Source organism: Armatimonadota bacterium (assembly GCA_013314775.1).
Lineage (GTDB): Bacteria > Armatimonadota > Zipacnadia > Zipacnadales > JABUFB01 > JABUFB01.
In genome coordinates this window covers 388313-408978 of record JABUFB010000008.1, presented here as the reverse complement: position 1 = coordinate 408978, position 20666 = coordinate 388313, and the positions used below count along the sequence as shown (strand labels likewise).

Here is a 20666-nt window from a genome sequence, read left to right as displayed (position 1 = left end):
TGCTGCTCTCCAGGAGGGGCAACGGCATGCGTAAAGGCCTCATTCTGATCGGAGTGCTCGCGATTGCGTCGGTAGCACAGGCGCAGGACTTTGACATCGGCGCGACCCTCACATCATCCTTTCGAGACCTCGCTCTTCTCCCCACTCGCCTGACTTACTACAACCAGCACGAAGACGCAGCCACGGCCAGCTACACCTGCTGCAAGGTGCGCCAGGAGAAGGAAATCCAGGCGGCCATCGTTGCCAATGCTGCATTCCTGAACCGCTTCGCGGGCACCCCGTACGCCGATGACACGTATATGCACTATGCGTATGTGTCATCCTTCAGGCCCGAGTCTTTCCGCAATGAGGAATGGGGCTACCGCTGCCTGGTGCAGATGTTCCCCGACAGCGACCTCGCGGACGACGGGGCGTGGATGCTGGGGAATCTCTACCGCAAGGACTATGACCACGAGCGTGCCATCAAGGTCTACGAACATATCGTGCAGCAGTGGCCCCAGAGTACGTGGGCGGACGATGCGCTCATGGCGCTTGTGGAGGAGTACACTCACATCGAAGCGACGCGCGAGGCCCTCGACGCTCTGAACCAGTTGGCGTACAACTATCCGAAGAGTGAGTTTTGCCCCCGCGCTCTGACGATCCTGTCCCAGAAGTACATGGAGATACAGGATTATCCATCGGCGATTAACGCATGCAGCGACCTGATTCGGGACTTCCGCTACTGCGATTGCGCTGATGATGCACAGATGCGGATCGCGGAATGCTACCGGCTGATGAACAAACTCCCGGAGGCGTTGGAGGCCTATGAGAGGCTGATCAAGGACTGGTACGGCAGCGACCTCACAAACCAGGCCATGCGCGAGGCCAACAACATTGTCCAGCGCCTGAATCCTGGGCGTGCTCCCGAGGAATTGGACCTTTACGACCCGCTGGCGTGGAACCCCGCGAAGGACGCCAAGGAGCTGTGGAACGGCGAGGCCAAGCACTACCAGAACAACGGGATGCATGAGATGGCTGTCGCGAAGTTCCGCGAGTTTATTGAGAGGTTCCCCGGCAATGATCTTTGGGACGACGCCTGGTACGAGATCGGTCAGACTTACCTGCGCCAGGAATTCCTGTTCAATGAGATCAATAAGGCAACGGGCCCGGAGGACCTTGATCGGCTGAAGGAGGACTACCAGGCGTCCACCGGCGATGCCGGCCCCATACCGACGGACGGCTCGCTGAGCGCGCTCGACAAAGCGACCGAGGCTTTCGCGTACATCGCAAATAACCTCAGGGGGAGTTCTTTGCAGTGCAATGCCCTCGGCATGGTGGCCCGCTGCTACACGCCCTACGGGGACATCGACACCGGCCCGGTCACCGGTGATGCTGCGTACACCCACCAGGAAATCGTGATCCACTTCCCCTTCAACTCGACGCGGCTGCCTTTCTTCACAGATGGTGCGGTGCCGGTTTTCTCATTCTGCAAGCTGATCAGTTTCTACGCGGATGAGAAGAACTGGGAGACGGCGCGGGAGATATATCCGGAGCTTTCGGCCGAGTACCCGGGCGTTTTCCCGGTCGGCCTTGAGCAGGATAAGGACGCGTTCTACGAGTTGATGAAGCTGTACAATCTCAAAGTCAGCTTCGCCTACTCCGAGATCAACCACCACATCAAATATGCCATCGGCGTCTCCGACCTGATTCCGGAGGCCCACTACTTCCAGGCCGCGATGCTCATGGGCCAAGGCGAATATGCCCGGGCGGCGGAATTGCTTGCTCCCATCACGGAGATGCAGGGCCATGATCTTGCGGCTCCCGCTCTGTACCTTTACGCTCAGGCCAAGATACGCCTGGGCCTGTGGGATGAGGCCCAGGCGGCTTTCGAGTCGCTGGCTATCGACTTCAAAGATTGTGGTCTCGCAGACGATGCCCGTATCTGCTGGGAGCAGTTCCAGGACGCCGCCACCAATCCCGACAAGTATGACATGACCGAGATCACCAGGAAGGTGTACGAGCAGTTCGAGATAGTCCCGGCCAATATGGACGTGTTCATCGGCGATGGCTGCGTAGTGCTGGCGCCGTTCACGCGAGCGCCGCTCATGCGCATGTACAACATGCCGAATATCTGGGATGAGGCGCAGCGGGTGCTCAAGGATTGGACCGGGGCGGACAAAGCTGAACGCGTGGTCATCGTTGTGGACCGCGGATGTGCGAGCACCCAGGGCAATCCGTTCAAGGTGCCGGGTTGCCAGATCAAGGACCCGCCGCAATGGGGTATGGGGCTGGTGAACATCGCGTCGAATGTGCTCGGTGAGGCCGTCCCGTTCCTGCGCGAGAACCCGGACCTTCTTGGGGGAGTAGCGGAGTTCGCGGCCGCATCCCTCCAGTACGATCTCGTGACGGAGACCCGAGATGCTATCGGCAGTGCGGCCGCAGTCAAGCTACCGCAGGAGGAAGTCGTTCGAGCTCGCGAGCGCGCGCTGAAGTCACTGGATGAGTACGTCATCCAGGGCGAGGACGCTTCGCTGGACCGCAATGTCGTCGCAGGGATGCTGTATGCACTCCTGGACAGCAACGGGTTCAGCAAATCGCGAATGATCGACCGCGAGCCTTACCGTTCGTTCTTCGCGGCCCTGCGCGACGTCCCCGCAAAGGGCTCGAGCCGCGAGGCTTTCGCCAAAGCGGTCAAGGCCACGTTTGGCGACGGTTGCGATCAGCAGCTCAAGGACTGGCGTCTGCCGGTGACCACTGTGGAGGCCAGTTCCCAGGGGAGCGAAGTCAAGATCGGGATGGTCAGGTAGGCCGACCTGTCGCATGGACTGGTGGAGGGCGAGGAGAGCAGGCCTCGCCCTCCTTGTAGTTTGGGGCTGGAGCGATGCAAACTGTGAAGCTCCAGCCGGGCCGATTTCAGGGGGAAACTGCGGTCGGCAATGGAGGACAGCAAGAGTGAGGAGCGACAATCTGAATCGCCGGGACTTCGTGGAGACACTGGCCCGCGGGGGCGCATGCATGGGGCTGGCTACCCTCGGGGGAACCGATCTCCTGGCACGTCTGAGCGCCGGGGCCAACGTCACGGCGTTGGGCAATGTCTCGCAACAGAAAGCCATGTACTGGCACGTGAAGGAAGGTAAGGAGACGGTCTGCGACCTGTGTCCGAGCCGCTGCGAGATCCAGCCGGGCGAGCGCGGCACCTGTGGCGTCCGCGAGAATATCAACGGCTACTACACCTCGATGATTTATGCTCGTCCCTGCGAGATCCGCGCGGACGCCATGGAAAAGGGGCCTTTCCTCCACGTCCTTCCGGGTACCCAGACCCTCGCGCTGGGCTTCGCGGGCTGCAATCTGGACTGCAAGTACTGCCAAAGCGCGTCCTTCGCTAAGGCTCGTCCCGAGGCGACGGACAACAAGACCCTCTCGGCGAAAGGGCTCGTCGAGCAGATGGTCAAGTACAAGTACCGCTCTCTTACATTCACCTACAGCGAGCCCATGCAGGCCATCGAGTATGTCCTCGAGGCCGCGCAGCTCGCCCGGGCGAAGGGCATAAAAGTCGCGGTCCACACAGCCGCACACTTCCTGCCAAAGCCTTTCGAAGACATGTGCAGCGTGATCGACTGCATCAACATCGATCTCAAGGGCTTCACTGAGGACTTCTACAAGCGCGTCACCGGCGGTTCTCTGGCACCCGTTCTCGACAATATCAGGCGGGTGCGCAAGTTCAGCCACCTGTGGCTGGAGCTGACAAATCTTGTTGTGCCCGGCTACAACGATGGCGAGGCAGACTTCAGGCGAATGTGTCAGTGGATCATCGCCAACTGCGGCGCAGATACGCCTCTGCACGTGAGCAAGTTCTTCCCGCAGTACAAGTTCCGCAATTTGCCGCCGACGCCGAATGACACCATCAAGAACCTGCGCAAGGTCGCGTATGGCCTGGGCATGCGCTACGTGTATGTCGGGAACATGCCGGGAGACCCCGGGGAGAGTACCTACTGCCCCAAGTGCGGTGTGAAGATCATCAGCCGGGTCGGCTATGATGTGTCCTTCAACGAGTTCAACCCCAAGACCGGCATCTGCATGAGGTGCGGGCTGCAGATCCCGGGCGTGTGGGCATAAGCGCTGCACGGGCGAAGCCAAAGTTCGGCCAGGAGACGACGCATGGATCGCAGACACTTCCTGCGCGCTACGGCATCGGCGACACTCATCGCCGGGGCCAGCTCCCTTCCGCTTCGCGTCTGGGGGCAGACCGGAAACTCCCGCGTTGTGGTGGTCCGGAACGTGGACATGGCCACCACAACCGAGGACCCGGCCATCAAACGAATGTTGGCCGAGATGGTCCATGAGGGCGTCCGGGCCCTGGTTGGCGGTGACGTGACCCGTGAGGAAGCCTGGCGGAAGTTCCTCAAGCCCGGCGACGTTGTGGGCGTGAAGATCAATGGGATCGCCCCACCTATGACCACGCACCCCGCTTTCGCAGACGCCATCGCTGAAGGCGCTTCATTCTGCGGCATCACCGCCGGCAACGTGATCGTATTCGACAAGGAAGATCGCGACCTGGCGATGAGTGGCTTTACGATCAACCGTGGAGGCAATGACATCCAGTGCTACGGAACTGTGGGGCCCCCGGGGAGCGGCTTCATCGGCTACGAGGACCGACAGACTTTCCGCCGCGATACGGCCTATCACCTCAGCCGGATCGTTTCCCGGCAGTGCACGGCGCTGATCAATGTGCCCGTCATCAAGGATCATTCCTACGCCGGATTGACCTGCGCGCTCAAGAACCACTTTGGGTGCATTGACAACCCAAATCAGTTCCACAAGATCAGCAGTTGCAGCCCCGCTATTGTGGACGTGAATCGTGATCCAAACATCCTCAACAAGCAGCGCCTCATCATCTGCGACGCACGCGCCGTTCAGTACAATGGTGGGCCTTCGTTCAAACCCCAGTTCCTCCAGCCCTACTACGCACTGCTTGTTTCGACCGACCCCGTGGCCTTGGACACCATCGCTATGGAGATCATCGAGATGTGCAGGCGGAAGAACGGCATGGAATCGCTGATGATGCAGAAGAACCCGCCGCGCCACATCGCTGAGGCCGCACAGAACGATCTGGGGACCAACGACCGTGCGCGCATCGACCTCGTGGTGCGCGAACTGGGCAGCGGCAAGATCTGATCGCCCCGTGAGACCGAGACAGGACCGCGTCCCGACAGTTTCCCCACGCCTCCCTGCAACGCGGGGGAGGGCATCCCGGAGCGCGGCTGGAATACTCCCCCGGGCAGGTTCCCGACACCCTTTTGCCTGAGCAGAATGAAGTCATAATGAGGGACATCTCATGCGCATTCGATGCATGCTCAACGTTTTCGCTGCTCTGTGCGTAACCTCATGCCTGGCCGGGACGATCTCCGGCCGCGTGTTCATTGACATCAATGATGACGGGCTTTGGCAGGCCACCGATCGCGCCTGCGCCGGGGTCCTGGTGAGCGACGGCGTGGCGATCGTCACCACCGGAACGGATGGTCGCTACGAGCTTGAGTGTCCGGATGCTGCCCAGGTGGTTTTCGTGGACAATCCCGCGCAGACCTGGCCCACACGGGGTTTCTGGCGCTATCTGGAGACGGGAACAGGTACTGCCGATTTCCCCTTGGCTGCGCAGGAGCAGGACCTCCCGTTCTACTTCGTGCACGGTACCGACATGCACACCCGGCCGGATGTTGGCGAGCAGATGGCCCAATACGTGGACACGCTCAACAATCTTCCGGTGCCGGTCTCTTTCGTGGTGCACACGGGGGATCTCGTCGTGGATGCCGCGGCTGGAGAGAGCTCCGGCGGACGCCTGCTCTTCAGGGTGTACCAGGAACAGATGGCTGACCTGCAGCCTCCCCTTTTCAATCTTGCAGGGAATCACGAGCATGTGTCCTGGTACCGGTCCACTTTCGACCCGGACGCGCCCGGTGTGGGCAAGAAACTCTACCGCGAAATGTTCGGCCCAATGCACTATGCATTCAACTACGCGGGCGTGCGTTTCATCGCCCTCGACGGAACCGACTATTTCGACGGGAAACTGCAGTACAGCATGCCGGCAGGATGCATCGAATGGCTGAAGGCCTACCTGGAGCGCGTCCCAATGGAAGACCGACTGGTGCTTCTCTGCCACGAGCCGCTGTTCTCACTGCCGCAGAAGGCGCAGCTCGAGCAGATTCTGGCAGGGCGAAAGATCGTGGTGTCCCTGTCCGGCCACTGGCACACTACTACGCGCTCAAGCTTCGCAGGTGCGCCTGAGATCATCGGCGGTGCGGTGTCGTGGGCGTGGCACGGTGCGATCCCCGCTCTGGATGCTATGGGCTATCACGTGGTCCGGATCAATGAGGACGGATTCGACAGCGGTTTCGGCAACGCACAGGAGAAGTACTCGGTCACCTTCGCCCAGCCCACCGTGTACCAGTCACTAGCCGGCCAGGTTTCGGTGAAGGCGCAGATCCTTGATCTCGCGAACCAGATCAGACGCGCCCGGATTGAGCTTGGCGGCGCAGCGCAAGATGTGACCGAGTTCGCGCAGGAGGGCCTCTACCGCGTCGCTACAGCTACCCTCGACCTCTCTGCGGCGCCGGAGGGCTTCCATGACCTGCTCATCACCATGCAGGGCGAGGGCGAACCGTGGGTGGAGAGCCAGCCCCGACTCGTGACATCCGGCAACGTGGAGGAATTCACACCCACCGCATCCGCAACTCTCACGGCGATTCTCCGCAAGGTGGATGCCGAGAACGTCATCAAGGTCAATGGGGAGCAGATCGGGACCACACCCACCGATCCGGCAGCAGGGGCGGCATTCAAGATGGAGGTCCCGGCGCGACTGCTGCGACGCCTGAACCGCATCGAGTTTGAGAGTGCGCTGCTGGCCGATGGGAAGACCTTCGACGACTTCACCGCCGAGCGTGTGACGTTGCAGTACGGTGAAGCGAAGTACCGCGACCCAAGGACCTTCGCCGGTGCCCAGGCCACGCTGAATGGCAGGCAACCCACCACCTCGCCGCTTTGGATCGATCTGACATACCCGGTACGCTAACCGGCACCGGCGGCAGGGACGCGGTGATTTCATCCCGAGGTGAAATGCATGAGGGCGCTGCGCATTGAGACCGCGGGGGATCTGCGGCTCGTCGAAATGCCGATTCCCGAACCGGGCCCGGGCGAGGTCCTTGTGCGAGTAGGCTTCGCGGGGATTTGCTTCACGGATATCGAGGTTCTCAGGGGCAATCACGAGGCTTATTTGTCTGGGTGGGGCAGATACCCGATTGCACCCGGGCACGAATGGGCTGGGCGCGTGGCCGCCGTGGGCGAGGGAGTGGTAGGCTTCACGCCTGGTGACGTGGTGACAGGCGAGACGGGTATCGGCTGCATGCGCTGCCGGCTTTGCCTGTCGGGCGCGTACAACTGCTGCCCGGACGTTGTGGAGACGGGGATCATCAACCGCGACGGCGGCATGCGCGAGTACCATCTGCACCCGGCGCGATTCACCCACAGAATCGACGGGCTGACTCCGCGAATCGGGGCGCTGGTTGAGCCAGCCTCGGTGGGTGTCTATGCTTGTCGGAGGGCCGGCGTCGGGCCGGGCGACCGTGTACTGGTCTGTGGTGGAGGGAGCATCGGGCAGCTGTGCGCCCAAGCCGCCAGAGCAATGGGCGCACAGCAGGTCGTGGTCACCTCGCGCAGCCCTGAGAAACTCGATCTCGCCGTGCGCCTTGGGGCTGATGCAGCCATCGACGCCGCCCAGGCAGACGCCCGGCAGCGCGCTCAGGAACTCACGCTCGGCCACCTGTTCACTGTTGCAATCGAAGCCGCCGGGACCAGCGCTGCGCTGGATGATTGCCTTGCTCTGGCCGCGCCCCGTGGTCGCATCGCCGTTGTGGGTTACGCTGACGACGAGGCGTATGCCCACTCTCTGGCGAAGGTCATCGGCGTCGAGCTGTCCATCATCGGCGTGCGCGGCAGTCCCGGAGTGTGGCCGGAGACCATCGCTATGGTCCGCGACGGCCGGCTGCAACTCGCGCCGCTTATCAGCCACGAGTATACGCTCGGACAGTATGCCGAAGCCTTTGCGACCGCCTCGAAAGGCGGTCGGAATGTACTCAAAGTGCTGCTCAACCTGGAAGCGCCGTAAGCAGGCGCTCTGGGCGTTCAGTCCATCTCCAGCGGCGGCCAGATCAGCGCGGCGTCCGTTGACCGCGGAACGCCGTCAATCTCCACGCGCCGCCCGACCACTCTCAGCCGGCCCTGGCAGAACCACTGGATTGCCTGCGCATAGATCCGATGCTCCTGTGCGAGAATCCTTGCCGCCAGCGAGTCGGCGTCGTCGCCTTCCAGCACGGGAACTGCGGCCTGAATGATGATCGGTCCCCGGTCGAACTCCTCGTCTGCGAAATGCACCGTCGCGCCCGCAATCCGCACACCGTATTCAGCCGCATCTCGCTGGCCATGAGTGCCCGGGAACGAGGGGAGGAGGGCCGGGTGGATGTTCATCACAGCCCCCGGAAATGCGGCGAGCAGGTCGGGAGATATCTTCCGCATGTATCCGGCCATCACCACCAGATCCACGTTGCGGCTACTGAGCGCCTCAACAATATTCCGGTTGGCCTCCTCCCACTCAGGAGTGCCGGTGCGCGGCACGTGTACGTGTACTGCATCGATCCCGTGTCGGCGGGCCCGGTCAAGGCACCCCGCATCAGCCACATCGCTGATCACCACCACCACTCGGCCGTCAATCGCGCCTGACTCGCAACGATCGATGATCGCCTGCAGATTGGTGCCTGAGCCCGATGCGAGCACGCCGATTCTGATGCCGCTTGCCATGTTGCCCTCCGGAATCCAGTCGGCCCCGACAAGGATTCTGCCGCGGGGCCGGCGAACGACGGGGTGCATTGTCGCATACCTTGGCCGGGCAGGCAAGACGCCCTCTTTCAGTATTGGGGGGCGCTCGCAAGGAGAGGATGGCCGTCTTGGCGCACCAGAGACTTGAGACCGACGTCTGCGTTATCGGAGGCGGAAGCGGGGGCATTGGGGCCGCGATTACCGCTGCTCGCCTGGGTGCGCGAGTGGTTCTCATCGAGCGCGATGCGTGGCTGGGAGGCACAACCACCAACGGCGGGGTGAGCGTCTGGCAGCCCAGCGTTTGTTGCGACCTGCTGTGCCGCGAGATTTTCGACCGCACGCGTGCTCAGGGCGTATCCACACTTGCGCGCGCCGGTCTCAGGCCCGGCGCCGCCATGCCGGTGAAACGCGACGATCCAGCGGCAGTGTACTGCTACACCTTCACGCGAATGGTCCCCTGGACCCCCCAGTTCTGCAATGGTTACGTGATCGGGTTCGATCCCGCGGGGTTCGACGCAACCATACGCGAGATGCTCGATGAGACAGGGAACTGCCGCGTGCTGGACCGGGCCACCGTCACCGGTGTCGAGGTCGGCCTTCCAGGTAAGTTGACGCAGGTCATCGCAAGGCGTGGCATCGATACGCTGTCCATCAGCGCGCATCAGTTCGTGGACTGCACGGGGGATGTGGAAGTCGCCCGGATGGCCGGTGTGGCAACGCGCTGCGGGGAAGACCCGAAGAGCCTGTATGACGAACCCGGCGCTCCGGAAGAAGAATCGCCTCGTCTCAACGGGGTCACACTTATGTACGCCATCGGAAAAGAGCCCGGGCTTGCACGGCCCGAGGATTGTGAGGGGTACCGCGGCGGATCGATCCACGGATCGGCCGATATCGCGGAGCTTCCGGGCGGCCGGTTCTCGGTGAACAACTGCTTCATGATCTCCGGGGACGAGGCTTACGCCATGGGCCTGGACCGCGCATACGAAGTGCTGTCCCGACGGATCTGGCTCTACTGGGACCTCACGAGGGCGAACTACGGGCTCGAAGGCTATAACATCGTCTGGGTGGCGCCGCGCCTGGGGCTGCGGGAGGGCCCACGCATTGTGGGGAGGTACGTGCTTACCGAGCACGATATCCGGGCGGGCATGAAGGGGCAGCGACACGAAGACATTGTGGCTGTCACCAGTCATGCGATGGACACCCACGGCGCGAAAAGTTACTGCCTGGAGGCCCCCAACGGGCCCTTCGGAATCCCTTTCCGGTGCCTTCAGACCAACGAACTGGACAACCTGCTGGTGGCCTGCCGGGGAGCGTCTTTCTCGCACCTCGCGGCCAGCGCGGCGCGTCTTCAAAGGACGATGATCGAGATTGGCGTGGCAGCCGGGAGGGCAGCCGTGGGAGAGAACCCGGTGCCGCCGCCAGACCACTGGAATTTCTGATTCACAAGCCCCGAGTGCCCTGGCGATGGAGAAGATACAGGAAGAAGGGGCATCCGAGCAGGCTCGTGATGATGCCGATTGGCAACTCGGTGGGTGCCAGCGCCATGCGCGCCGGAATGTCCGCCAACACCAACAACAGCGCACCTGCAAGCGCGGATATGGGCAAGAGGACGCGGTGATCGGGCCCTACGATGAGACGGCAGACGTGGGGGACGATGAGCCCGACGAAGCCAATGATGCCACTCACCGCGACCGCCGACGCTGCAAGCAGCGCCGACAGGCCCAGCAGCCAGCGTTTGGTGCGCTGCACGTCGAGCCCCAGGTTCAGTGCGGCCTCATCGCCCAGAACCAGCACATTGAGCGGCCTTGCCATCACCACCGCCACCACCAGTCCCATTACCAGTTGCGGAACCAGCGCGTAGACGTGTAGCCAGCTTCTCCCAGACAGGCTGCCCAGGAGCCAGAAGATGACCCCCGGCTGCAGTTCGTCGCGGCTCAGCATGAGAAAGGAAGTCACCGCCGAGACCAGCGAACCGATGGCGATCCCCGTGAGCAGGAGCGTGGCTGTATGCACGCGCCCGCCGCGCTGGGCGAGCACATAGACGGTGACGGTGGTAGCCAGCGCGCCCACGAAAGCGAGAATCGGAACCGCTGTGAACCCGGCGATGCGCAGCTGGATGTTGAGCATCATCGCCGCAACCGCGCCCAGCGCCGCGCCGCCGGACACACCAACGATATATGGGTCCGCCATGGCGTTCTGGAAGAGCGCCTGCATCACCGCTCCGGCAAGCGCGAGACTCGCACCGACCAGGCACCCCAGCAAGACCCGGGGCAGGCGGATATCGAGCACGATGGTGTGGGCCGGGTCACGCGGGTAGCTCTCCCCGAAGACCACGTTGCGCGCGCCATCGCCCAGCGCGTCGAGAACAACCGGCAGCGGCTGCCCGGAAGGCCCGACCACAACGGCGACGATGCCCCCCGCAACAGTCCCAAGCGCAATCACCAGAGCGACGAAGCAATAGAACACCCGTCGTCGTCGACGCAGGCTCGTCATTTGACGCCGACCTCCTGCGCCGTGAGGACAACATGCGGGCGGCCTGTGAGGGGGTTTGCGCGCACGGGAACGTGAGTGCCATACAATTCAGTCAGGCGGTCTTCGGTGATGACGTCTTCGGGCGCGCCGTCGCCCACGATGAACCCTTCCGAGACGAGTAAGATGCGACGGCAGAACTCAGCCGCCAGGTTCAGATCGTGGGAGACCCAGATGACCGTCATGCCTCGCTCGGAGTTCAGAGAGAGGAGAAGGCGACCGATCTCCAGCTGGTGGTTGATGTCCAGGTGATTGGTGGGTTCATCGAGAAGCAGTGCCCGCGGCTCTTGAGCGAGGGCGCGCGCGATGACCACTCGCTGAAGTTCACCCCCACTCAGTTCGGTTACCGGTCGATCCGCGAGCTCCATACAGTCGGTGCGCTCCAGCGCCCAGGCCACCGCCTCACGGTCATGGGCGCCAAGTCCCTGGATAAGACCGAGGTGTGCGTGACGTCCCATCGCCACCATGTCCCGCACGCTGAAGGCAAAGCTGAAGGGAGAGTGTTGCTGAACCACGCCGACCAGACGGGCGCGGTCGCGTACCCGCATCCGGTGCACAGGGCGCCCCGTCAGCAGAACTTGCCCGGAAGCAGGATGCAGCGTGCCGCTGAGTGCGCGCAGGAGAGTACTCTTCCCGGAACCGTTAGGGCCGATGACACCCACGAACTCGCCGGAGTACAGGCTCAGGCTCACACCGCAGAGTACCTCCACGCCGTCGTAGGCCATGTGCAGGTCGCGGCACTCAAAGAACGGCGGTTCAGGGCCGGTCATTCTTGGCCGCCTCGGACTCATCGGCTGGGAACAGCTCGGGGTGAAGGATGGCGGCCAATTGCCGCAAGCCTTCGGCCAGACGTGGACCGGTGCGCGACACCAGGTCGCTGTGGATGAAGCCGATCCGACCAGATCTAACCGCGCTCACCGTAGCCCACTGGGGGTTGGCCTTGAGCTCGGCGATGTAGCCTTCCTGATCTTCCGGAGCGACGGACTGGTGCGCGCCAATCACCAGCACGTCGGGGTCCGCCGACACTGCCATCTCAACGGAGTACTGCTTCCACGGATTCTCCGTTTCGGCCGCCACGTTGCGGGCGGCGCAGACCGTCATCATGTCGTCCAGATACGTACCGGGGCCTGCAACGTGGAGCGGGTCGAGCCAGATAACGAACAGGGCGCGGGGACGCTTGTCTTCCGCGATGCCACTGACTTTGGCTCGGATCTTTTCGGCGGCGGTCTCCATTTCACCGGCAACCCTCTCGCCGGCCTCCGGGACATTGCAGATACGTGCGAGAATGCGGACGTTCTCGACGACCTTGTCGTAGCGCCCGGCATCCACCGCGTAGACAGTGATCCCGTTGCGTGCGAAGGCTTCCAGGACGGGCTTGGGATTGCCCACCGTGGCCAGCACCAGGTCAGGTTGGAGTGCGACGACTTTCTCCTCGCTTGGGTCGATGATCCCGCCGACCTTCTCCTTGTCCTTTGCCTCCGGCGGGTAGTCGCAGAAGCTGGTGACGCCCACAATCCGGTCGCTCAGGCCAAGCGCGAACAGCGTTTCGGTGATTGGCGGGCTGAGGGAAACGATACGTTGTGGGGCAGCCTTGATCGTGACCTCGGCGCCCAAGTCATCCTTGAGTGTGAGCGGGTACGAAGCATCGGGTTCGGACGCGACCTCGGCAGGAGGTGCAGGTGCTGCGGTTTCGGCAACTGGATCCGCGGATCTGCCGCATCCGGACTGCCAGAGAGAAATGAGTGTCACAACGAGAGCCACGAAAATACGAGCGATCCTGGCTGTCACGGTCAGCAATTCCCCTTAGGAGTTCAGCCCAGTCGGGCAGAGAGTGCGGCGATGTGATCGGGCGATGTTCCGCAGCAGCCGCCCACAACTCGCGCGCCGGCGGCGACGAGATCAAGCCCGAGATCTGCGAAGGCGTCCGGGTTCATGGGGAAGACGCTCCTGCCTTCCACAAGCTGCGGAATGCCCGCGTTGAACTTGGCCCAGACCGGCAGACTGGTGGCTGCCACCGTCGCTTCGACCACAGCACGCCAGCCTTCATTGCTCAGGCGGCCGCAGTTAGCGCCGATGAGTGTCGCCCCCTCTTCGGTGAGGGTTTCAGCGGCGACGTCCGGGCGGACACCCATCATCGTTGCGGGGCCGCGCGCGCCGTCGTCATAGGTCAGACAGGCGGCAACCGGCAGATCGGAAACAGAGCGGACAGCATTGAGTGCCGCGCGAATCTCCGTGAGGTCTGCAAAGGTCTCCAGCACAAAACCATCTGGACCGCCCTCCAGCATGGCCTCGGCTTGCTGCCTGAAGGAATCCTCGAGGTCCTGTTCGGTGAGAGTACTGGTGAGACCAACCAGTTCGCCCGTGGGCCCGATTGAGCCGAAGACAAGAACGTCCGGACCGGCTCCCTGGCGGCTCAGTTCGATTCCTCGGCGGTTGATCTCGCGCCATTCGGTGATGCCTGCCTTTGCAAGCTTGATCGGCGATGCCCCGAATGTGTTGGTGAGCACGAGATCGGCTCCCGCGGCTGCGTAGCAGGCGGCCACATTGGCCACGGCGTCCGGGTGTGTCAGGCTCCAGGCGTCGGGCACGCCACCGCTCAGGCCGCTTGCCGAGAGCTGCGTACCCCATGCGCCGTCAGCAAGGATGGTGCGTCCGGGTTGTCCAAGCAGGTCAGCCAGTCTCATTGCAGTCACTCCCCGGTTGGCTTCAGGCGGCACGAAAAAGACCGCTCGATGAGAGCGGTCTTCATGCGCGGTGAACCCTGGCGCCCGCCCTCGAGGAGCCATGGTCTTTCACGGTATCCTGACTTCCCGGTGGGCTGGAGACAGCTTCCATGCCGGGTTACAGTTGCGGGGCAGCGCCGGACTTGCACCGGCTTCCCGTGGGCGGCGGATCGCCGCCGGTACGCTGGTTGTGTGTGAGGGATGATATGCCCATTCCCGGCGGCTGTCAACCGCCGGGAACGAGCGTTTCTTACTTCGTCGCTAAAGCCAGGCGTCAATAGCCGCGATGACCTTTTCGGGCGTGAACCCGAAGTGGTCCGCGAGGGCTTGATACGGAGCGGACTCGCCGAAACGATTCATGCCGATGATGAGACCACAGCGGCCCACGTACTTCTCCCAACCCATGGGACTGCCGGCCTCGATGGCCACCCGCCGGGTGTCGTCGGGAAGTACGGATAATCGGTACTCCTGCGGCTGCTCCTCAAAGACCTCCCAGCTGGGCATGCTGACTGCACGAGCGGCCAGACCGCGAGACTGCAGCTCTTTCGCGGCAGCCACCGCGAGATGGGCCTCGGAACCGGTGCCGATGATGATGAGACTCGGATCGCCTTCACAGTCCAGCGCCACGTATGCGCCGCGTTTGAGGAGCATCGGGTCCAGACCGGCGGAGATGGTCGGCAGTTTCTGGCGCGTGAGGCACAGCAGCGTCGGCCCAGTCGTGCGCTCGAGAGCGTTCATCCAGGCCGCGGCAGTTTCGGGGCCATCGGCGGGGCGAATAACCGTGACGTTTGGCATCGCGCGGAAAGATGCCAGGTGCTCGATGGGTTCATGGGTCGGGCCATCTTCACCCACGAAAATGCTGTCATGGGTGAACACCAGGACGTTCGGGAGCTTGGAGATCGCTGCGACGCGAATAGACGGGCGCATGTAGTCGCTGAAGACCAGGAATGTGCTGCCGTAGGGCAGGATACATCCGTACAGGGCCATCCCATTGCAGATAGCGCCCATGGCATGTTCGCGAACGCCGAACCGCAGGTTCTTCTGGTCGAACTGGAATCGGGCGATGTCCCCGCTGCTCTTGATCAGGGTCTTGGTGGAAGGTGCCAGATCAGCCGACCCACCCAGCAGAGCCGGCACGTGTTCGCTCACCACCTGAATCACCGCACCGCCGTGATTGCGTGTTGCGTCCTCCTTGTCGCCGACAGCCTCCAGCAACTTCGGGTACAGGTCGTCGGGCACGGTGCGGTTCCACATGGCATCCCAGATGGCAGCCAGATCGGCATTCTCGGCGCGGAACTGGGCGAACATCGCCTGCCATTGTTCGTACTGAGGAAGAAGGGCTTCGGCACGCTTTGCGAAGAGCTCGCGCACCTCGTCCGGTACCAGGAAACGGGGCTCAGATGGCCAGCCCAGGTTCCGCTTGGTGGCTTCGAGTTCATCGTTGCCCAGAGGCTCGCCATGCACGCCCGGAGTGTCCTGCTTGTTGGGGCTGCCAAAACCGATGTGGGAGCGACAGAGAATCAGCGTTGGGCGGAGCGTGTCCGCCTGGCCCATTTCGATCGCCTGGGCAATCTGCTCGTGGTTGTGCGCGTCGACTTCGATGGTCTGCCAACCGTAGGCATCGAATCGCTTGGCAACGTCTTCCGAGAACGCCAGGCCTGTGTCGCCCTCGATGGTGATGTGGTTATTGTCATACAAGTAAATGATGTTGCCCAGACCCAGGTGGCCGGCGATGGAGGCGGCTTCCGAGCTTATTCCTTCCATGAGGTCGCCATCGCTCACGATCGCGTATACGTAGTGATCGATGAGCTTGCGGTCGCCGGAGTTGAAACGTGCCGCCGCAACCTGCGAAGCGATGGCCATTCCCACGCCGTTCGCAAAGCCCTGGCCCAGGGGACCCGTGGTGCATTCCACCCCGGGGGTCAGCCCGACTTCAGGGTGCCCGGGAGTGATGCTTCCGAGCTGCCGGAAGTTCCTCAGATCATCGATGGAGACGTCATAGCCCGAAAGGTGGAGCATGGAATACAGCAGCATCGACCCGTGTCCAGCCGACAGTACGAAGCGGTCGCGATTGGCCCATTTCGGGTCGCGCGGATTGTACCTGAGGAACCGGGTCCACAACACGTAGGCCACGTCGGCCATGCCCATGGGCATACCGGGGTGACCAGAGTTCGCCTGTTGCACCGCATCAGCAGACAGCATGCGGATAGTGTTCACAGCGAGTTCATCGATCTTGGACAAGGCGGCCATGGGTCACACTCCCAGAGTCGTTTGGCGTACGGAACCTGGCAATTCTATGTTTTCTGAACGATTCGCTCAAGGCATCGTTGAGGTTGCTATCATATTCCGCTAACTGGCAACCCTCCCGAAGGTTCTACCTGCGGTCTGTAACCGGGCGGGAACAGGTCGGCGATTCGCCCGCCATCCTGGTAAAGCTGCCACGCATCCGGCGTTGTGGGCACATCCAGACGCGGGTGCCTGCGCCAGGTGTCTCCATCCAGCGGCAACTCGTACCCATCCGCGCGGAAGCGGGCGATCAAAGCCTCACGATGTTGCGCCAGGACCTTCATATACGCCGGATTGCCGGCTACGTCGCGAGTCTCGGGCTCACCGGCGACCCTCGGAAACAGCCACTCGCGGTCATCCGCTGCGGAGTACACGTATTTGAACCCGCCGGTGATGTACCCGTAGAGGCCGCGGTCGCCCTGCTGGAACTGGCAGATCACGCCCTCGCGGTCGCAAGCGCCGGCCGCCAACTGCGCGAGGTCGTGTCCGGCGTGCTGCGCCTGAGTGTCGATACCCGCCGCCGACAGGCAAGTGGGGAGGATGTCCACGAGACTTGCCGGGGTTTCGCAGACCTGCCCGGCCGTGAAGCGCTCCGGGTAACGCACCAGGCAGGGAACCCTCGCCGCGGCGTCAAGGATGCTGCGCTTGCCCCAGCTGCCAAAGTCGCCCAGCAGCTCACCGTGGTCGCTGGTGTGGATGATCAGCGTGTTGTCGAGCTCACCCTGCTCTTCGAGGTAACTTAGCAGTCTGCCGATCTGGTAATCTACGAAGGACACGCAGGCGAAGTAGGCTGCGCGAATGAGACGTACCAGGTTCCCATCAAAGCCCTGGTCACGGTACTTGTAGCGGTTCTGGACGCGGTTCCAGAAGGTCGTCATCTCTTCCCAGCCCCACGGGAGGTGGGGGAAAGGCATCTCCACCGGGCGGTAAAGCCGGCTCCAGGGCACGGGGTTTTCGAAGGGTGGGTGGGGCTTGATGTAGCTGCTCCACAGGAAGAAAGGTCGGCTACGGTCCCGACGCTGCAAGAACTCCAGGGAGCGGTCGCCAGCCCACTGGGTATTGTGCAGCCGCGCGGGAAGTTGCGAGGGCTGGGGGACGTAGTAGAACTCGCTGCGCATCCCGCTCGGGTCAACGATGTGCTCATACCCGTGGGCTTTCAGAAAGTCGCAGAAATCGTCACCGTCGCGCATGCCCCCCTCTTCGCTGTAGTCGCGGCTGTCGAACCCCCAAAGGTACCTGCTGTCAGGCCCGAAATGCATCTTCCCGACGCCGTGGGTCTGGTATCCGGCGCCCTGAAGCATCTCCATGAGCGAGGTGCGTTCCTGGGGCATTGGCAGGTTGCTGACGCACCCTGTCGTGTGCGCGTATTCGCCCAGAAGCAGGCTGCAGCGCGATGCCTGGCAGACCGGGGACGCGCAGTACGCCGATATGAAGCTGGTTCCCTCGCGCACGAGACGATCCTGGGCTGGGGTCTGGATACGCGGATTCCCCAGGGCGTGGATGGTGTCCGCGCGCTGCTGGTCGGTCATGATCAGAAGGATATTAGGTTGGCGTGCCATGGGCTTCTCGCATCCCTTTGCTTGATGCGGATGACGCGCTGCGTCTACTGCACCCGCGCTGCTTCCGGCGGGTCCACCCAGACCGGGCTCGACCAGCCGAGATGGCTGTCTTGCTGGATCACCCGCAGGTACCACCATTCTGTACCGGTGAGGGCGTCCGTGCGGACGAAACTGCCACTCATGTCATCCGCCGACTCGCTCTCCCAGGACTGCACCACTTGGTTGTTGCGAACCAGATCAACGCGCTTGATCGGTCCGGTGCCTACCACGCGCCAGTCGATGGTCCTGGAAGCATCGGCGGCGCCGAGGACGATCTCCGATCCCATCGGCTGGCTGTTCACGCGGAAGAAGATGAGCATGTGCGGGCCGGTTGTGGCATAGCAGGTGCGGGCGTGCATGGCATCCCACAGACCGGCTCGCGTAAACTCCGTGCTCATAATGGCTGCCCGCGCGTCTCCATTGCCGGGCCTGCCTGAATGGGTATCCGTGGAGCCAATGAACCCCAATCGGTGCCCCTTCGCCAGTGCAGTCTGCACGCTCGCTCCCACATCGGGGCGGTTCGCGCGAAGTTCCGGGTCCGGCCCGGGCACTTCGAACGCCCCGCGCACCTGGCAGATCTCCACGATGCGCTGGTATTTGTGGTTGATGACTGACCAATCCACCGGTCCCCAGACCAGTTCCCCGTTGTCAAGCCGTACACCGGAATCGGTGTTTGGGTGATGCGGAACGGTGAGTACCCGGTCGCCTGTCTCATCATAGCGCGCCCACCAGCTCTCCATATTGTCCGGCAGGTCGCTGGGCTGCTCGGGGCCGGATTCCCCGCGGTAGTAAGCATTCCTGTGTCCGCGCCGGCCGTCACTCCACTCAAAGCCCAGGAAGGTCACGAACTGCCCATCCACATTGTGCCGGTTGGTCACCTCAATGTTCCGCTGCCAGTGCTTCCCCCGGGGTGAGTGGTCGCTCAGGCACGCGAAATCCATGCCGAAGAACCGCCGGGCGTACTCGTACGCCAGGTCCGGGTCGCCCACAGCGTCCGCGGAAATCTCGCAATGTGAGTGGATATCGCCGAAATAGATCCCCGGTTCTTGCGGCTTTCGCGGCAGGATTGGATTACTGATCGCCTTCATCGCGCCGCAGGATGCCGTGATGCGGCTGACACGGTCGGCCGGAACGGTCACCCGGAACTCGTGGCTGCCGCGGTCGGCCGCGGTGAATGTGTAGGGCTCCGGCATCACCGCGCCAGTGGAACACTCCAGGCTGACGGTGCCCCGGAAACCCTCGCACGGGTTGCCGTGGGCGTCAGTGACTGCCACCGTCACCCGGCCGGGCGTGCCCTCGATGGGACGCGCCTCCGCAGTGCAGAAGATCTGCTTCCCTTCCCCGCCGGTTGCGGTCAGGCGAAAAGTGCCCTCGAGGGGGAAGTCTCCCGAATTCGCGTCCGGGCTGAGCAGACCGCCCAATTGGGCGATGACATTCGTGAAAGCCGTATAGGTCAGATCAGCTCGGATTGTGACGGTATCTCCAGCCCCGAGGGCCGGGCCGTCCTTCAGGGTGATGATCCCTGCCACCGGCTGGGGGGTCGGTGGCCAACTGCGCTTGGGCGGCGGAATAGTGATCTCGAATGCCTGGGCGGGATCCCCGGTGTCTGCCCGGAATCCGGCGAGCTTGAACTCTCGCGCAGGGCGCCAGGCCTCGAACCGCAGCTTGATTGACCCGCCGGGCCGCAGGCCCTTCTCTCCGATGCGCACGGTGAACTCAGCCGGCGTGATCTCTCCCGCAACCCCCGGCGTGTCAGGGGACATGCTCAGCGTGCCAAACATGGCCCCCGCGCCGGCGAAGGCGGTTACGGTGACATCATCGAACCAAAGCGAACCGGCGGACTTGGCGAGACCCAGCACAAGCTGCAGCTCCACCGTCCCCGGTTCGGGGTCCAGCGAAGCGCCAAACTCACGCCAGTCGTAGGTGCCGCTGATGTCGGCGATCAGTTGATTGCGCAGCACCCGGCCGTTCTCGTCACGGTGCAAGACTCCGATGCGCCCTTTGACGCTATCAGCCTTCACCCAGGATGAGACCCAGAGCCGCCCGCCCGGAAGTTTGCCCACGTTCTGACGCCAGGCCTGGACGAAGCTACTCTGCGCATCGGGGTCTGTTCCAGTGACACGGGCCGAGCGGCGTCCCGAATGCGCGACCGTGTCATCCCATGCGAACTCGGCGCCCGCTAGCGTGGGCATGATCCATGCCGCCGGCGCCTTCCCATCCTCATCAGCAATCTCGAAGCTCGGGTTAGCAACCAGGTTGTCCTGTGCGTGAGCGCAGCCAAGCGTAACCAGAATAGCCAGAAGCAGAGCGGGCATGGTCCACCTCTCCGGGGACGCAATCTATGCGCACCTATTCTCAACGTCGCCAGGATGCCCTTCATCCATGCGAGCAAAAGGCGCGCAATGGCGTCTGAGCGAACCCAGGTGCGACACGCATTCAGGGGGCCGCCATGCAACTGCTCACGATTCTTGCCGTCATCTCTGCCGTGCGTATCCAGGCCGCGCAGGTCGAGGTCAACCTGTACGTGTCGCGCGTCATCGTCCTGGGCGTTCGGCTAACGATCGGCGCAAATCTGTCTGGCGTCCGTATTCGAGGGCTCCCCAGCGGTGATTGCAGACCGCGGTCGGCGGTCGACGATCCGGCTCTCAGTCCGGGGTGCCTCTAATTCGGCAGGCCAGTGACACCG

Annotated in this window: 15 protein-coding genes and 1 riboswitch; of the genes, 7 read left to right on the top strand and 8 right to left on the bottom strand. The window is 62.9% G+C overall.

Going from position 1 to position 20666, the window contains the following annotated elements; all coding sequences use genetic code 11:
* Positions 1–26 precede the first annotated feature (26 nt).
* The 5 genes from HPY44_09045 (at position 27) to HPY44_09025 (ending at position 8137) form a co-directional block, all read left to right on the top strand.
* Positions 27–2786: a tetratricopeptide repeat protein gene (locus HPY44_09045; GenBank protein ID NSW56148.1), complete on the top strand. Its 2760-nt coding sequence runs from the start codon at positions 27–29 to the stop codon at positions 2784–2786.
* Positions 2787–2931: 145 nt separating this feature from the next.
* Entirely contained in the window at positions 2932–4095 is a 1164-nt protein-coding gene (gene amrS / locus HPY44_09040) for an AmmeMemoRadiSam system radical SAM enzyme (GenBank protein ID NSW56147.1), read from the top strand.
* Positions 4096–4137: 42 nt separating this feature from the next.
* Positions 4138–5154, top strand: coding sequence for a DUF362 domain-containing protein (locus tag HPY44_09035; protein ID NSW56146.1), 1017 nt, complete (start codon positions 4138–4140; stop codon positions 5152–5154).
* A 160-nt stretch (positions 5155–5314) separates the two neighbouring features.
* Complete coding sequence (locus tag HPY44_09030; GenBank protein NSW56145.1) at positions 5315–7045, top strand: metallophosphoesterase; 1731 nt, start codon at positions 5315–5317, stop codon at positions 7043–7045.
* Between the two features lie 48 nt (positions 7046–7093).
* The gene (locus HPY44_09025; protein ID NSW56144.1) at positions 7094–8137 is read left to right on the top strand and encodes an alcohol dehydrogenase catalytic domain-containing protein; all 1044 of its coding nucleotides are present in this window, start codon (positions 7094–7096) and stop codon (positions 8135–8137) included.
* A 17-nt stretch (positions 8138–8154) separates the two neighbouring features.
* Here HPY44_09025 and HPY44_09020 read toward each other — a convergent pair whose 3' ends face one another.
* Entirely contained in the window at positions 8155–8826 is a 672-nt protein-coding gene (locus HPY44_09020) for a phosphoribosylglycinamide formyltransferase (GenBank protein ID NSW56143.1), read from the bottom strand.
* Between the two features lie 146 nt (positions 8827–8972).
* On the opposite strand from HPY44_09020, the gene HPY44_09015 reads away from it, so the two are divergent.
* On the top strand, positions 8973–10283 hold the full coding sequence (locus HPY44_09015; protein ID NSW56142.1) for an FAD-dependent oxidoreductase: 1311 nt from the start codon (positions 8973–8975) through the stop codon (positions 10281–10283).
* 1 nt (position 10284) lies between these two features.
* On the opposite strand, the gene HPY44_09010 is transcribed toward HPY44_09015, so the two are convergent.
* From HPY44_09010 to HPY44_08980, 7 genes are all read right to left on the bottom strand, one after another.
* Positions 10285–11337 (bottom strand): iron chelate uptake ABC transporter family permease subunit, encoded by a 1053-nt coding sequence (locus HPY44_09010; GenBank protein ID NSW56141.1) that lies wholly within the window; start codon positions 11335–11337, stop codon positions 10285–10287.
* The gene (locus HPY44_09005; protein ID NSW56140.1) at positions 11334–12143 is read right to left on the bottom strand and encodes an ABC transporter ATP-binding protein; all 810 of its coding nucleotides are present in this window, start codon (positions 12141–12143) and stop codon (positions 11334–11336) included. The genes HPY44_09010 and HPY44_09005 overlap by 4 nt, the downstream gene beginning before the upstream one ends.
* Positions 12130–13161 (bottom strand): ABC transporter substrate-binding protein, encoded by a 1032-nt coding sequence (locus HPY44_09000; protein ID NSW56139.1) that lies wholly within the window; start codon positions 13159–13161, stop codon positions 12130–12132. Before HPY44_09000 ends, HPY44_09005 begins: the two co-directional genes overlap by 14 nt.
* 23 nt (positions 13162–13184) lie before the next feature.
* Positions 13185–14057 carry a homocysteine S-methyltransferase family protein gene (locus HPY44_08995; GenBank protein NSW56138.1) on the bottom strand — a complete coding sequence of 291 codons (873 nt, stop codon included), beginning with the start codon at positions 14055–14057 and terminating at the stop codon, positions 13185–13187.
* A gap of 111 nt (positions 14058–14168) precedes the next feature.
* Positions 14169–14256, bottom strand: a riboswitch (cobalamin riboswitch).
* A 101-nt stretch (positions 14257–14357) separates the two neighbouring features.
* On the bottom strand, positions 14358–16346 hold the full coding sequence (gene tkt, locus HPY44_08990; GenBank protein ID NSW56137.1) for a transketolase: 1989 nt from the start codon (positions 16344–16346) through the stop codon (positions 14358–14360).
* Between the two features lie 89 nt (positions 16347–16435).
* Entirely contained in the window at positions 16436–17941 is a 1506-nt protein-coding gene (locus tag HPY44_08985; protein ID NSW56136.1) for a sulfatase-like hydrolase/transferase, read from the bottom strand.
* A gap of 44 nt (positions 17942–17985) precedes the next feature.
* Complete coding sequence (locus tag HPY44_08980) at positions 17986–20295, bottom strand: CehA/McbA family metallohydrolase (GenBank protein NSW56135.1); 2310 nt, start codon at positions 20293–20295, stop codon at positions 17986–17988.
* 134 nt (positions 20296–20429) lie between these two features.
* Here HPY44_08980 and HPY44_08975 point away from each other — a divergent pair, with 134 nt between their 5' ends.
* Positions 20430–20645, top strand: coding sequence for a hypothetical protein (locus HPY44_08975; protein ID NSW56134.1), 216 nt, complete (start codon positions 20430–20432; stop codon positions 20643–20645).
* Positions 20646–20666 lie beyond the last annotated feature (21 nt).

Bases quoted from the DNA above. Each gene is read 5' to 3' on its own strand.
- HPY44_08980 (NSW56135.1), bottom strand. From the start codon at position 20,295: ATGCCCGCTCTGCTTCTGGCTATTCTGGTTACGCTTGGCTGCGCTCAC.
- HPY44_09020 (NSW56143.1), bottom strand. From the start codon at position 8,826: ATGGCAAGCGGCATCAGAATCGGCGTGCTCGCATCGGGCTCAGGCACC.
- HPY44_09005 (NSW56140.1), bottom strand. From the start codon at position 12,143: ATGACCGGCCCTGAACCGCCGTTCTTTGAGTGCCGCGACCTGCACATG.
- HPY44_09030 (NSW56145.1), top strand. From the start codon at position 5,315: ATGCGCATTCGATGCATGCTCAACGTTTTCGCTGCTCTGTGCGTAACC.
- HPY44_08975 (NSW56134.1), top strand. From the start codon at position 20,430: ATGCAACTGCTCACGATTCTTGCCGTCATCTCTGCCGTGCGTATCCAG.
- HPY44_08995 (NSW56138.1), bottom strand. From the start codon at position 14,057: ATGAGACTGGCTGACCTGCTTGGACAACCCGGACGCACCATCCTTGCT.
- HPY44_08985 (NSW56136.1), bottom strand. From the start codon at position 17,941: ATGGCACGCCAACCTAATATCCTTCTGATCATGACCGACCAGCAGCGC.
- tkt (NSW56137.1), bottom strand. From the start codon at position 16,346: ATGGCCGCCTTGTCCAAGATCGATGAACTCGCTGTGAACACTATCCGC.
- HPY44_09010 (NSW56141.1), bottom strand. From the start codon at position 11,337: ATGACGAGCCTGCGTCGACGACGACGGGTGTTCTATTGCTTCGTCGCT.
- HPY44_09025 (NSW56144.1), top strand. From the start codon at position 7,094: ATGAGGGCGCTGCGCATTGAGACCGCGGGGGATCTGCGGCTCGTCGAA.
- HPY44_09035 (NSW56146.1), top strand. From the start codon at position 4,138: ATGGATCGCAGACACTTCCTGCGCGCTACGGCATCGGCGACACTCATC.
- HPY44_09045 (NSW56148.1), top strand. From the start codon at position 27: ATGCGTAAAGGCCTCATTCTGATCGGAGTGCTCGCGATTGCGTCGGTA.